Annotated in this window: 13 protein-coding genes; 3 read left to right on the top strand and 10 right to left on the bottom strand. The window is 66.8% G+C overall.

The features are described 5' to 3' along the window. Positions 1 to 39: 39 nt before the first annotated feature. Positions 40 to 501, bottom strand: coding sequence for an Lrp/AsnC family transcriptional regulator (locus ACJH6J_RS04845; RefSeq protein WP_212806924.1), 462 nt, complete (start codon positions 499 to 501; stop codon positions 40 to 42). A gap of 121 nt (positions 502 to 622) precedes the next feature. Between ACJH6J_RS04845 and ddaH the strand changes: the two genes are divergently transcribed. The 3 genes from ddaH to ACJH6J_RS04830 are packed head-to-tail and all read left to right on the top strand — an operon-like array spanning position 623 to position 3,504. After that, complete coding sequence (ddaH, locus tag ACJH6J_RS04840) at positions 623 to 1,501, top strand: dimethylargininase (RefSeq protein WP_406803608.1); 879 nt, start codon at positions 623 to 625, stop codon at positions 1,499 to 1,501. Beyond that, positions 1,495 to 2,733 carry an ornithine--oxo-acid transaminase gene (gene rocD / locus ACJH6J_RS04835; protein ID WP_406803607.1) on the top strand — a complete coding sequence of 413 codons (1,239 nt, stop codon included), beginning with the start codon at positions 1,495 to 1,497 and terminating at the stop codon, positions 2,731 to 2,733. The genes ddaH and rocD overlap by 7 nt, the downstream gene beginning before the upstream one ends. A gap of 9 nt (positions 2,734 to 2,742) precedes the next feature. Next, positions 2,743 to 3,504, top strand: coding sequence for a hypothetical protein (locus ACJH6J_RS04830; protein WP_406803606.1), 762 nt, complete (start codon positions 2,743 to 2,745; stop codon positions 3,502 to 3,504). A gap of 1 nt (position 3,505) precedes the next feature. Here the strand turns inward: ACJH6J_RS04830 and ACJH6J_RS04825 are convergent, their stop codons facing one another. From ACJH6J_RS04825 to ACJH6J_RS04785, 9 genes are all read right to left on the bottom strand, one after another. After that, positions 3,506 to 4,357: a mycofactocin-coupled SDR family oxidoreductase gene (locus ACJH6J_RS04825; protein WP_406803605.1), complete on the bottom strand. Its 852-nt coding sequence runs from the start codon at positions 4,355 to 4,357 to the stop codon at positions 3,506 to 3,508. Between the two features lie 92 nt (positions 4,358 to 4,449). Further along, positions 4,450 to 5,280, bottom strand: coding sequence for an SHOCT domain-containing protein (locus tag ACJH6J_RS04820; protein WP_212806929.1), 831 nt, complete (start codon positions 5,278 to 5,280; stop codon positions 4,450 to 4,452). 52 nt (positions 5,281 to 5,332) lie between these two features. Beyond that, the gene (locus ACJH6J_RS04815; protein WP_212806930.1) at positions 5,333 to 6,052 is read right to left on the bottom strand and encodes a PP2C family serine/threonine-protein phosphatase; all 720 of its coding nucleotides are present in this window, start codon (positions 6,050 to 6,052) and stop codon (positions 5,333 to 5,335) included. Between the two features lie 149 nt (positions 6,053 to 6,201). Then, entirely contained in the window at positions 6,202 to 7,392 is a 1,191-nt protein-coding gene (gene tuf / locus ACJH6J_RS04810) for an elongation factor Tu (protein ID WP_061001884.1), read from the bottom strand. An 89-nt stretch (positions 7,393 to 7,481) separates the two neighbouring features. Further along, complete coding sequence (gene fusA, locus ACJH6J_RS04805; protein ID WP_212806931.1) at positions 7,482 to 9,584, bottom strand: elongation factor G; 2,103 nt, start codon at positions 9,582 to 9,584, stop codon at positions 7,482 to 7,484. A 110-nt stretch (positions 9,585 to 9,694) separates the two neighbouring features. After that, entirely contained in the window at positions 9,695 to 10,165 is a 471-nt protein-coding gene (gene rpsG, locus ACJH6J_RS04800; protein WP_020101372.1) for a 30S ribosomal protein S7, read from the bottom strand. Then, positions 10,165 to 10,539 (bottom strand): 30S ribosomal protein S12, encoded by a 375-nt coding sequence (rpsL, locus tag ACJH6J_RS04795; protein ID WP_020101371.1) that lies wholly within the window; start codon positions 10,537 to 10,539, stop codon positions 10,165 to 10,167. The genes rpsG and rpsL overlap by 1 nt, the downstream gene beginning before the upstream one ends. 298 nt (positions 10,540 to 10,837) lie before the next feature. Beyond that, on the bottom strand, positions 10,838 to 11,974 hold the full coding sequence (locus ACJH6J_RS04790; RefSeq protein WP_406803604.1) for a SecDF P1 head subdomain-containing protein: 1,137 nt from the start codon (positions 11,972 to 11,974) through the stop codon (positions 10,838 to 10,840). 15 nt (positions 11,975 to 11,989) lie between these two features. After that, positions 11,990 to 12,631 carry a TetR/AcrR family transcriptional regulator gene (locus tag ACJH6J_RS04785; protein WP_244872775.1) on the bottom strand — a complete coding sequence of 214 codons (642 nt, stop codon included), beginning with the start codon at positions 12,629 to 12,631 and terminating at the stop codon, positions 11,990 to 11,992. Positions 12,632 to 12,669: the final 38 nt, after the last annotated feature.

Genomic DNA, 12,669 nt, shown 5'->3' with positions numbered 1-12,669 from the left:
GCCACCCTGTGCTTACCTGCTCAGCATTCCGGCAGGGGTTCAGGCGTGGCCCCGGCCACCGACCCGGCGCTCGACGATGTTCGACAGCACCACGATGCTCTCGCTGCGCTCGATCGCCGCACTGCCCCGGATCCGCTCCAGCACCGCCTCCAGGTGCCGCATGTCCCGGGTCATGAGATGCAGGATCGCGTCGGACGTGCCGGTCACCGTGGCGGCCGAGACCACCTCGGGGATGCCCTCCCAGGCCTCCCGCAGCTGCGCCGGCGTGATGGTGCCGTGGCAGTACACCTGAACGTATGCCTCTGTCCCCCAACCGATCACGTTCCGGTCGACGACCGTCGTGAAGCCCCGGATGACGCCGGTGGCCAGCAGCCGGTCGACGCGGCGTTTGACAGCGGGCGCCGACAGGCCCACCCGTTCGCCGATCTCGGCGAACGTGGCGCGCGCGTTGTCCGCCAACTCGGCCAGGATGCGCTCGTCGGTCTCGTCGACGCTTTCCACCGGCCGCACACCTCCCTCACGCAATAGATTGTCGAATCGCGAGTGATCAAACAATAGATCTGTTACATATGCGCAACAAGCATCGATTGCTTGCGCGCAATAGTGCTCCTACCATCGAATTATGACGATTACTGATGTCGTCAAGATGGCGACACCGAATTCAGGCTGGCGACCGGACCGGGTGGCCCGCCCCCGGCACTATGTGATGACCCGGCCCACGCATTTCGCCGTCGAATATGCGATCAACCCGTGGATGGACACCTCTACCCCCGTGGATGCGGCGCTGGCGGTGCGGCAGTGGGAGCATCTGGTCCGGACGTACCGCAGCCTCGGGCACACCGTCGAACTGGTCGAGCCGATTCCCGGACTGCCCGACATGGTCTACGCCGCCAACGGCGGGCTGGTGCTCGACGACGGGTTCGAGAAGGTGGCCATCATCGCCCGCTTCACCTACCCGCAGCGGACCGGAGAATCGGTGGCCTATGCCGGATGGCTGATGGACCACGGATACTGCCCGCTGTATACCGAGCACACGAATGAGGGCCAGGGCGACCTGCTGATCACCGGGTCAAAGATCCTGGCCGGCTACGGATTCCGCACCGACCGACAGTCGCACGACGAGGTCGCCAAGCTGTCCGGGCTGCCGTTGGTCAGCCTGCAGTTGGTCAACCCCCGCTTCTACCACCTCGATACCGCGCTGGCCGTGCTGGACGACGAGACCATCGCGTTCTATCCCCCGGCCTTCGGCGCCACGTCGGTCGCGTTGCTGCGCAAGATGTTTCCCGGCGCCATCGAGGTGTCCGATGCCGACGCCCACGTGCTCGGCCTGAACGCGGTGTCCGACGGGCTGAACGTCGTGCACCCGGCCGCGGCCACCGGGTTCGCCGCGCAGCTCGCCGACGCCGGTTTCCGGCCGGTCGGTGTCGACCTGTCCGAGTTGCTCAAGGGCGGCGGATCGGTGAAGTGCTGCACCTTGGAGGTGTACCCGGCGTCATGCTGAAAGCCGTTGCGGGGACACCGGAAAGCACGGCCGAGCTGATCGCCCTCGACGACCGCTACGCCGCGCACAACTACGCCCCGCTGCCGGTCGTCGCGGCGTCCGCCGACGGCGTGTGGATCACCGACCCCGAAGGGCGCAGCTACCTGGACTGTCTCGCGGCGTATTCGGCGGTGAACTTCGGCCACCGCAATCCCGAGATCCTGGCGACCGCGCATGCCCAGCTGGACACCGTGACGCTCGTCAGCCGCGCCTTCCACTCCGACCGCCTCGGCCCGTTCTGCGCCGCTCTCGCCCAACTGTGCGGCAAGGAGCTGGTGCTGCCCATGAACAGCGGTGCCGAGGCGGTGGAGAGCGCGATCAAGGTCGCGCGCAAGTGGAGTCGCGACGTCAAGGGCACTACCGACCCGAACATCGTCGTGGCACGCGGCAACTTCCACGGCCGCACGACGACGATCATCAGCTTCTCCGACGACGACACGGCGCGGTGCGGTTTCGGCCCGTACACACCGGGCTTCCGGTTGGTGCCGTTCGGGGACGCCGATGCGCTCGCGGCGGCCGTCGACGACGACACTGCCGCGGTGCTGATCGAGCCGATCCAAGGCGAGGCCGGAATCATCGTGCCGCCCGACGACTATCTGCCCCGGGTCCGCGCGCTGTGCACCGAGCGCCACGTACTGATGATCGCCGACGAAATCCAGTCCGGTCTGGCCCGCACCGGCCGTACCTTCGCGTGCGACCACTGGGGCGTCGTGCCCGACGTCTACGTGCTGGGCAAGGCACTGGGCGGCGGCGTCGTGCCGCTGTCCGCGGTGGTGGCCGACCGGGACGTGCTCGGCGTGCTGCACCCCGGCGAGCACGGATCGACGTTCGGCGGCAATCCGCTGGCCGCGGCCATCGGCACCACGGTGGTCGGCATGCTGCAGCGTGGCGAATTCCAAGCCCGGGCAACCGAACTCGGCCGGCACCTGCACGCCCGCCTGACGGCGATGATCGGGCACGGCGTGACTGCCGTGCGTGGGCTGGGCCTGTGGGCGGGCGTCGACCTCGATCCGGCCGTCGGCACCGGCCGGGAGGTCAGCTTGCGGCTGGCCGAGCGCGGTGTGCTGACCAAGGACACCCACGGCCCGACCCTGCGGTTCGCCCCGCCACTGGTCATCACCCGCGCCGAAATCGATTGGGCGATGGACCGATTCGCCGAGGTGCTGGCCGGGCCGACGGACGTGCGGTGGTAGACCGATAGGATGCGCTTCAATCCGCCACCCGACTGGCCGCCGTTTCCACCCGACTGGCAGCCAGGCCCGGACTGGCAGCCCGATCCTTCCTGGCCGCCACCACCGCCGGGCTGGCCGATGTGGGTGGACGACCAATACCGTTACGCCCCAACAGAACCGGCGCCGCGGTCCGGAAAACGGAAATGGTGGATCATCGGCGGTGCGGTGCTCGCCGTCGTCGCCCTGGTGGCCGGCGGCACCGTCGTCGCCACCAAACTCTCGCGCGACAACGCGGCGGCACCGAGCGCGACGCCGACGCCGTTCAACGGCCTGACCATCGTGCCGACGCACCCACCGGAGCCGACGGACTTCGACACCTGGACCCGCGTCGGCGACGTCGAAGCCACGTTCACCAACGACGGCCGGGCGGTACGCCTCGAGTCGAACGCCAACCCGACGGCCGCCTGGGCGGGTCTGCTCCAGCCCGGCGACCCGGCGTGCTCACTGCGGTTCACCGGGCGCGTCCGCACCGCGTCGGGCGGTTACACCCTCGGGCTCACCACGGAGGCCGGTCCCGCCGAAACCGATTCCGGCCCGATCCCCACACCGCCCGACAACGGCTGGCACGCGATCGATGTGACGATCACGAAGGCCGGCGAGGTCGCGGTGGATCTCGACGGCAAGTCCGCGCTGCGCCGCACGACAACGCCCGGCTGCGGCCGTCCCGCGATCAGAATCTCGGCGGGCGCAACGGAATTCGCTGACGTGCTGGTCGGTCAGGTGTCCGCGTAGGTCAGTACTTCATGACGCCGCGGTCGACGGCGATCTGCGAACCGGAGATGGTCCCCGAGCCCGGGCCGGCCAGCCAGGTCACCACGTCGGTGACCTCTTCCGGCGTCATGAACTCCTGCAGACCGGCCTTGCCGTCGTGAGAGACGGGCTTGTACGGCATCGGCGCGAAGCTGTGCAGGTAGGTCGGGTACTTGGCGAAGATCGCACCCATGGCCTCGGGCTCGATCATCGGCGTCATGATCGAGTAGGGGTGGATCGAGTTGACCCGGATGCCGAACTCGCCGACCTCGAGGGCCAGGGCGTTGGTCAGACCGACGAGGCCGAACTTCGAGGCCGCGTAGTGGCCGTTGCCCGGCGTCGCCTTGAGGCCCGCCGAGGAGCTGACGATGATGATCGACCCGCCGTTGCCCGCCTCGATCATCGCCGGGACGACGGCCCGGATGGTGCGCCACGTGCCCGAGAGGTTGACGTTGACGACGCTGTCCCACTGGTCTTCGTCCATCTCGAACAGCCGTCCCCAGCTCAGGACACCGGCGTTGGCGACCAGAATGTCGAGGCGGCCGAACTGCTCGACAGCGTCGGCGACGACCTGCTGCTGTGCGGCCAGGTCACGGATGTCGACCTCGCGGGCGAGGACCTTGCGGCCTTCGGCCTCGACGAGGCGTGCGGTCTCGGCCAGATCCTCCGACGTCGGCATCGGGTAGGTGATGGTGTCCGAGACGGGACCACAGATATCGATGGCCACGACGTCGGCGCCTTCGCGCGCGAACCGGACTGCATGCGCGCGCCCCTGGCCCCGGGCAGCCCCGGTAACAAACGCCACTTTGCCTTCGAGTGCTCCGCCTGCCGCCATCGCCAGTCCTTCCATCACAGTTCGCGCGAGTTCTTAGCCAGGCTAGCAGCAAAACTGGAACGTGTTCTAACAATGCCCGGCCACCGGGATGGCTACAACTCGGCGATGATCTGGGCGCGCTTCGCGGTGTACTCGGCCTCGCTGATGGTGCCCATGGCGCGCAGCGTCTCGATCTCCTGCAGCCGCTGCGCTGTCGACGGCGCCGGTGGCGGCGGCACGACAGGCGGCGCCGCGGCGGCCGGCGCCGCCGCCGGCTCGCGCTCAGCGGCAGTGGCCCGCCGGACCACGTCCATCACCTGTTGCCGCACCGCTGGATTCGAGCGCAGGTCGGCGATTCCGCTGAGGGCCACCCCGTTCGACTTGAGGATCTGCAGGATGTCCATGATCGGACCCGACCGTCCCGTCAGGTCATAGGTGCGCCCGTCCTGCTCCGAGGTCAAGCGGACCGGCATCATGCCGGACACCAATGCGCTTCGCTCCCAGTCGATATGGAACTTGTTGGTCGCCGGGTTGACCATCACGACCAGCTTGCGGGCGGTGATCATCGGCAGCCGGCTCACCGAGGCCAGCACCTTGTCCTGCGCATCGAACGGAGCCAGCTGCGGCCCGGTGATGTGCAGATTGAGTTTCACCAGTGGCTGGTCGTTGACCCGGGTGCCGGTCTCCCCGATCCCGGTGACCTCGGCCAGCCCCAGTATCCCGCTGGCCTCGAGTTCCTCGAGCTCCGCCGACCGCATCTGGCCGAAGCCCGCCAACCCCAGCGCGACGAGTACGTCGATCGCCGTGACCAGCAGGCCCGCCCAGAACATCCACTTCAGCAATTCGTCCTGGCCGGTGTAGAAGTACACCGCCAGGAAGATGGGGCCCACCAGCCCGCCGCACAGCAGGACCATGACCTGAGCCTTGAGGTAACGCACCAGCATGTCAGCCACGCTCCTTGATCAGCCGAACCGATGCGAGAGACTTTAGTGCGGCTCAGTCGCCGAGGACGTCCAACAGGACGAACGAGAAATTGTCGGCGGCGCCATTGGCCCGGGCCGTCCCGATGATGATGGCCGAACCGTCGCCCCGGTCGTTGCACGCGGTGGCCGCCTGCAGATCGTGATGCTCCATCTGCCCGTGCACACCGTCAGAGCACATCAGGTAGCTGCCGGGCTGCAGCGGCGTCGCGGTCAGGTGCGCCGCGATGGGCACGCCCTGCCCGAGCGACTGCGTGATGATGTTGGTGGGCCGGCCCGACGCGTCGAGGACGGCGTCGTCGACCGAAACCTGCGTCAGCGTCTCGCCCGCAACCGAATACACCCGGCTGTCCCCGACATTGAAGACGATCACCTCGTCGGCCGTCAGGCAGACCCCGGCGATGGTGGTACCCATGCCGGCGAGTTCGGTGTCGCGGCCCATGTCGTACAGCCAGTCGCTGACATACGACAGCGACGACGTGATGTCGTCGCCGCCGGTCCAGCCCGGCGACATGGTCGCGATCATGCTCAGCGCCGTCCGGCTCGCGACGTCGCCGCCGACGTGCCCGCCCATGCCGTCGCACACCGCGCAGACGAACGGGGCGCCCGGCTGCATCCGCATCTCCACCAGGACGCCGTTGTGCGTCTGGCTGACCCAGCCGCCGACCATCACGGCATCTTCGTTGCGCTTGCGCCGCAATCCGGTGTCGGTGAATGCCCGTACGTTCACCCGCACGACAGGCCACCCCTCATCGTGTTCCCCTCCATCGCGAACGATCCTGCCATCCTGCCGGTAAAAGCACTGCGCCGACACCTCTTTCTCACGGCAAAACAAAGCGCCGCCCACCCTTTCGGGTGAGCGGCGCTCCGCTTGGAAAAACTAGATCACTTGATGATCTTGGTGACGCGACCCGCGCCGACGGTACGACCGCCCTCACGGATGGCGAAACGCAGACCCTCGTCCATGGCGACCGGCTGGATCAGCACGACGGAGATGTCGGTGTTGTCACCGGGCATGACCATCTCGGTGCCCTCGGGGAGGGTAACCACGCCCGTCACGTCCGTGGTACGGAAGTAGAACTGCGGGCGGTAGTTGTTGAAGAACGGCGTGTGGCGGCCACCCTCGTCCTTGGACAGGATGTAGACGCTGCCCTCGAACTCGGTGTGCGGGGTGGTGGTGCCGGGCTTCACGACGACCTGGCCACGCTCGACCTCTTCGCGCTTGATACCACGAACCAGCAGACCGACGTTGTCGCCGGCCTGGCCCTGGTCGAGCAGCTTGCGGAACATCTCGACACCGGTGACGGTGGTCTTGGTCGTGGTCGGGCGGATGCCGACGATCTCGACCTCTTCGTTGACGTTGATCACGCCACGCTCGACACGGCCGGTCACCACGGTGCCACGACCGGTGATGGTGAAGACGTCCTCAACGGGCATCAGGAACGGCTTGTCGGTCTCGCGAACCGGGTCCGGGATGGACTCGTCGACGGCCTCCATGAGCTCCTCGACAGACTTGACCCAGGTCGGGTCGCCCTCGAGCGCCTTCAGCGCCGAGACGCGGACCACGGGGGCCTCCTCGTCGAAGTCCTGAGCCGACAGCAGCTCGCGGACCTCCATCTCGACGAGCTCCAGGAGCTCCTCGTCCTCAACCATGTCGGACTTGTTCAGCGCGACGAGGATGTAGGGCACGCCGACCTGGCGGGCGAGCAGCACGTGCTCACGGGTCTGCGGCATCGGGCCGTCGGTGGCGGCGACCACGAGGATTGCGCCGTCCATCTGGGCGGCACCGGTGATCATGTTCTTGATGTAGTCAGCGTGACCGGGGGCGTCCACGTGGGCGTAGTGGCGCTTGTCCGTCTGGTACTCAACATGCGAGATGTTGATGGTGATACCGCGCTGACGCTCCTCGGGCGCGTTGTCGATCTGGTCGAATGCGCGCGATTCGTTCAAATCGGGGTACTTGTCGTGCAGAACCTTGGTGATTGCTGCAGTCAGCGTGGTCTTGCCGTGGTCAACGTGACCGATGGTCCCGATGTTGACGTGCGGCTTCGTCCGCTCGAACTTCGCCTTCGCCACTTCTGTGTCCTCCTGGACTTGTTGGTGCTTTGGTTAAGCAGTGTTGATGTGTTCAGTTGTGTGGTCTGCCGCAGCAAACGGGTCAGAGACTACTGGCCCGTCGCCTTGGCGATGATCTCCTTCGACACGTTCGCCGGAACTTCGGCGTACGAGTCGAACACCATGGAGTAGTTCGCCCGGCCCTGGGTCTTCGACCGGAGGTCGCCGACGTAGCCGAACATTTCGGACAGCGGAACCTGTGCCTTGACGACACGAGCACCACTGCGCTCCTCCATGGCCTGGATCTGGCCACGGCGGGAGTTCAGGTCGCCGATCACGTCGCCCATGTAGTCCTCGGGCGTGGTGACCTCGACGGCCATGATCGGTTCCAGGATGACCGGCTGCGCGGCAGACGCAGCCTTCTTCAGTGCCTGCGAACCGGCGACCTTGAAGGCCATTTCCGACGAGTCGACGTCGTGGTAGGCGCCGTCGAGCAGCGTCACCTTGAGGTTGACCAGCGGGTAGCCGGCCAAGATGCCGTACTGCATCGCGTCCTGCGCACCGGCATCCACCGACGGGATGTACTCACGCGGGATACGGCCACCGGTGACCTTGTTCTCGAATTCGTAGGTCGCACCGTCTTCGCCGACGAAGGGCTCGACGTTGATGATGACCTTCGCGAACTGGCCCGATCCACCGGTCTGCTTCTTGTGGGTGAACTCCACGTTCTGCACGGCCTTGCGGATGGTCTCGCGGTAGGCGACCTGCGGCTTACCGACGTTGGCCTCGACCTTGAACTCGCGACGCATGCGGTCCACCAGGATGTCCAGGTGGAGCTCGCCCATACCGCCGATGACGGTCTGGCCGGTCTCCTGGTCCAGGTGCACCTTGAAGGTCGGGTCCTCTTCGGCGAGCTTCTGGATCGCCGTGCCCAGCTTCTCCTGGTCGCTCTTGGTCTTGGGCTCGATGGCCACCTCGATGACCGGGTCCGGGAACGTCATGGACTCCAGCACGATCTGGTTGGCCGGGTCGCACAGGGTGTCACCGGTGGTGGTGTCCTTGAGGCCGATGACCGCGTAGATGTGACCGGCGGCAGCCGACTCGACCGGGTTCTCCTTGTTGGAGTGCATCTGGAACAGCTTGCCCAGACGCTCCTTCTTGCCCTTGGTCGAGTTGATGACCTGAGCACCGGAGTCGACCTTGCCCGAGTAGACGCGGACGTAGGTCAGCTTGCCGAAGAACGGGTGCGTGGCGACCTTGAACGCCAGGCCCGAGAACGGCTCGTCGGCCGACGGCTTGCGCGAGATGATCTCGTCTTCCTTGCCCGGGACGTGGCCTTCGGCGGCCGGGACGTCCAGCGGGGTCGGGAGGTAGTCGATGACCGCGTCGAGCATGGGCTGCACACCCTTGTTCTTGAACGCGGAACCGCACAGCACCGGGTACGCGGCGCTGGTGACGGTGAGCTTGCGCAGACCGCCCTTGATCTCCTCGATGGTCAGCTCTTCGCCGCCCAGGTACTTCTCCAGCAGCGCCTCGTCGGTCTCGGCGACCGCCTCGATCATGGCGGTGCGGTACTCCTCGGCCTTCTCCTGCAGGTCGGCCGGGATGTCGACGACGTCGTACTTCTCGCCGAGCTTGGTCTCGCCGCGCCAGACCTTGGCCTTCATCTCGACCAGGTCGACGACGCCCTCGAAGTCACCTTCGGAGCCGATCGGCAGCTGGATCGGGATGACGTTGGCGCCCAGGCGGTCCTTCATGGTCTGGACCGAGAAGTAGAAGTCGGCGCCCAGCTTGTCCATCTTGTTGACGAAGCAGATGCGCGGCACGTCGTACTTGTCGGCCTGGCGCCACACCTGCTCGGACTGCGGCTCCACGCCTTCCTTGCCGTCGAAGACGGCAACGGCACCGTCGAGCACGCGCAGCGAACGCTCCACCTCGACGGTGAAGTCGACGTGGCCCGGGGTGTCGATGATGTTGATCTGGTTGTCGTTCCAGAAACAGGTGGTGGCAGCGGAGGTGATGGTGATACCACGCTCCTGCTCCTGCTCCATCCAGTCCATGGTGGCCGCGCCGTCATGGACCTCACCGATCTTGTACGAGATACCGGTGTAGAAGAGGATGCGCTCGGTCGTCGTCGTCTTGCCGGCGTCGATGTGCGCCATGATGCCGATGTTGCGGACCTTGTTCAGGTCGGTCAGCACGTCCTGTGCCACGGCTAGATTCCCACTCTTTCAGTTGCTTTAAGTAAATCCGCGTCGCCCGGTAGGGCGGTCAGTTGTGAATCAGATGCGCCGGCCGCCGACATTGGCGGCCGGCGATTGAGTCACCAGCGGTAGTGCGCGAAGGCCCGGTTCGCCTCGGCCATCTTGTGGGTGTCCTCGCGTCGCTTGACGGCGGCACCCAGACCGTTGCTGGCGTCCAGGATTTCGTTGGCCAGGCGCTCGACCATGGTCTTCTCGCGGCGAGCCTTCGAGAAGCTGACCAGCCAGCGCAGCGCCAGGGTGGTCGAACGGTCCGGGCGAACCTCGACCGGCACCTGGTAGGTCGCGCCACCGACACGGCGGCTGCGGACCTCGAGGGACGGCTTGACGTTGTCCATGGCGCGCTTCAGCGTCACGACGGGGTCGGTGCCGGTCTTCTCACGAGCCTGCTCAAGGGCGCCGTAGACGATGCGCTCGGCCAGCGACTTCTTGCCGTCCAGCAGCACCTTGTTGACGAGCTGGGTGACCAGCTGCGAACCGTAGACCGGGTCGTTGACCAGCGGCCGCTTCGGCGCGGGGCCCTTGCGTGGCATTAGCTCTTCTCCTTCTTGGCGCCGTAACGGCTGCGTGCCTGCTTGCGGTTCTTGACACCCTGGGTGTCCAGCGAGCCGCGGATGATCTTGTAGCGCACACCGGGGAGGTCCTTCACACGACCGCCACGCACGAGCACCATCGAGTGCTCCTGCAGGTTGTGGCCTTCACCCGGGATGTAGGCCGTGACCTCAACCTGGCTCGTCAGCTTCACACGGGCGACCTTGCGCAGCGCCGAGTTCGGCTTCTTGGGGGTGGTGGTGTACACGCGGGTGCACACACCACGACGCTGCGGGCTGCCCTTGAGCGCCGCGGTCTTGACCTTGGCGGTCTTGTCGTGGCGACCCTTGCGGACCAGCTGGTTGATGGTTGGCATCTATCGGCTTTCTGTGTTGCGTTCGTACTGCGGTTTAAGTCTCTGTACTGCGGTTTTCGTCCGATCGCATACCCCGCGTCCGGGCGTGTCGCACGAGGCTAGGCACAGACCTTTCGGTGCACCACGGACATGCGAATTGGCCCGGCGTGCAGGCATGCCTACAAACACAATGGATGCAAGCGCCCAGTCGGCCAGGCACGAACCACCACGATACCAGTACGGACCGCCACGATCCAAACCCGCACGGGGCACTCAAACCGCAGGTCAGAACGGTGTAGCCGGGATCGTGATCAACACCTTACCGTTGGCGCGATCCCCATCGGGTCATCAGAACCACTCCGAGGATGACCGCGAAGATCACCACCACCCCGCCGCCGAGAACCGCGATTCGTGGCACCGACCAGAACGACGGCGCGATCTGACCCGCCTGCACCGACTGCACCGATATCGGCAGCGGCCCGCCGGCCACCACGGCGGCGAACGACTTCGCCGAATCGGCGGTGAACTGCCCGTGGATCTGGGTGCGTCCCGTCGTGATGGGTTCCAGCAGCGCCGGCGCACTGACGACCTGGGTGTCGACCGTGAAAGCGGTCCGGGCGCCGGTGTTGGCCGCGGTGAACGTCGACCAGACGTCGGCGGCCTTGTCGTCGAAGGTGACGAAGACGACGAAGTCGCCGCGCTGCCCGCCCTGGCGCGCCGAGGCGTCCTTGATCTGGTCACCGCCGATGATCGACTTGTCCAGCAGATACACCTGCTTGCCGTCGTCGGAGCAGGTGACGAGCGGCAGCTTGGGGTCGTCATGGTCGGCGAGCGCGTCCGGCTGCCCGCGGCGCGTGGCCTGGAACTGCAGCGACAACACCTGAATCTGCGGCTGGGTGCTCTGCCGCAGCGCCTTCTCATCGGCGATGCGCTGGCTGTCGGCCGCCTTCGGGGCCGACGGGGTCTGGGACGCCGGCTCGGCCTGCGCTGGAATCGTGTGGATGACGGGCCGTATATAGAGGCGGCCGACGGCGGTGATGCCGCGCAGCTGCGCCTCGGTGACGTCGGTGGCGCTGACCTTGAGCGTGTTCCCGTCCAGCCCGACGGTCACGTCGTGGCCACCGAGGTGGTTGATCCGGGATTCGACGACCTTGCGGGTCTGCGCGAGGGCATCCGGCGCCGTTCCGGGCGGCGCCTGAATCGCGACCGACGCGTGGACCACCGGACGGGGCGGGCCGGCGCGCCAGATGTCCCGGGTCACGAACACCGTCGCGCCATAACTGAGGATCAGCACTGCCAGCACCAGGGCGACCAGCCAGCGGGGCACACCGGACGGCGCGGGCACGGGCGGCGGCCACCCGGGCGGCATCGCCGGTGGCATCCCCGGCGGCATGAAGCCCGGCGGTGGTGGCTGGGGCGGGTGCGGCGGCTGCCAGCCGCTGTGGTCGTCAGACATCACGCGCTCCCCTGATCAAGCCGAGTCGCGCTCGTTCATCCCTCGGGCCAGCCGTACCACCATGTCGGTGAACACCGCGTCGGTGTCGACACCGTCCATCACGCCCGTCATCTCCAGCAACACGAAACCGTGCAGGGCCGACCAGAACTCCAGCGCCGCATAGAAGGCGTTCTCACCGTCGAGTCCGTACGACGCCAGAACCGCGATCACCGGCCCGGCCGCCGCGTGCGTCGCGGCGGTGTACTCGGGGTCGTCGCCACCCAGCGGCATCCGGGTGAAGGCCGAGTACCGACCCGGATGGTGATGGGCGTAGCTGCGGTAGGCACTGGCCATGGCCATCACGGCGTCGTCCCGGCTGCGGCCCTCGCCGACCGTGTTGAGCATGCCGATGATGTCGTCGATGACGCGCATCCGGACGGTGCGGCGCAGGTCATCGAGGCTCTGCACGTGGTTGTACAGCGACGGGCCCTTGGTGCCGAGCTGGTTGGCCAGTGCGTTGATGGTCAGCGCATCCCAGCCCTCGCGGTCGAGGAAGGTCAGTGCCGCGCTGACGATCGAGTCCCGGCTGAGCTTGGTGGCCCGCGCCGCCGCCCGCGGCCGCACCGGCGCAGCCGGTCGGGCATCCCCAACCGCTTGCGACTCTGGCCGAGGTGCCATCTGCCCGATCCTCCGGTGTTCTATCGTGATTCCACGGA

It is taken from the genome of Mycobacterium sp. SMC-18 (assembly GCF_045310895.1).
Lineage (GTDB): Bacteria > Actinomycetota > Actinomycetes > Mycobacteriales > Mycobacteriaceae > Mycobacterium.
This window is presented reverse-complemented; position numbering and strand designations above follow the sequence as displayed.

Coding starts and splice junctions, on each gene's coding strand:
- rocD (WP_406803607.1), top strand. CDS start 1,495: ATGCTGAAAGCCGTTGCGGGGACACCGGAAAGCACGGCCGAGCTGATC.
- ACJH6J_RS04830 (WP_406803606.1), top strand. CDS start 2,743: ATGCGCTTCAATCCGCCACCCGACTGGCCGCCGTTTCCACCCGACTGG.
- ACJH6J_RS04820 (WP_212806929.1), bottom strand. CDS start 5,280: ATGCTGGTGCGTTACCTCAAGGCTCAGGTCATGGTCCTGCTGTGCGGC.
- ACJH6J_RS04825 (WP_406803605.1), bottom strand. CDS start 4,357: ATGGCGGCAGGCGGAGCACTCGAAGGCAAAGTGGCGTTTGTTACCGGG.
- ACJH6J_RS04785 (WP_244872775.1), bottom strand. CDS start 12,631: ATGGCACCTCGGCCAGAGTCGCAAGCGGTTGGGGATGCCCGACCGGCT.
- ddaH (WP_406803608.1), top strand. CDS start 623: ATGACGATTACTGATGTCGTCAAGATGGCGACACCGAATTCAGGCTGG.
- rpsL (WP_020101371.1), bottom strand. CDS start 10,539: ATGCCAACCATCAACCAGCTGGTCCGCAAGGGTCGCCACGACAAGACC.
- rpsG (WP_020101372.1), bottom strand. CDS start 10,165: ATGCCACGCAAGGGCCCCGCGCCGAAGCGGCCGCTGGTCAACGACCCG.
- ACJH6J_RS04790 (WP_406803604.1), bottom strand. CDS start 11,974: ATGTCTGACGACCACAGCGGCTGGCAGCCGCCGCACCCGCCCCAGCCA.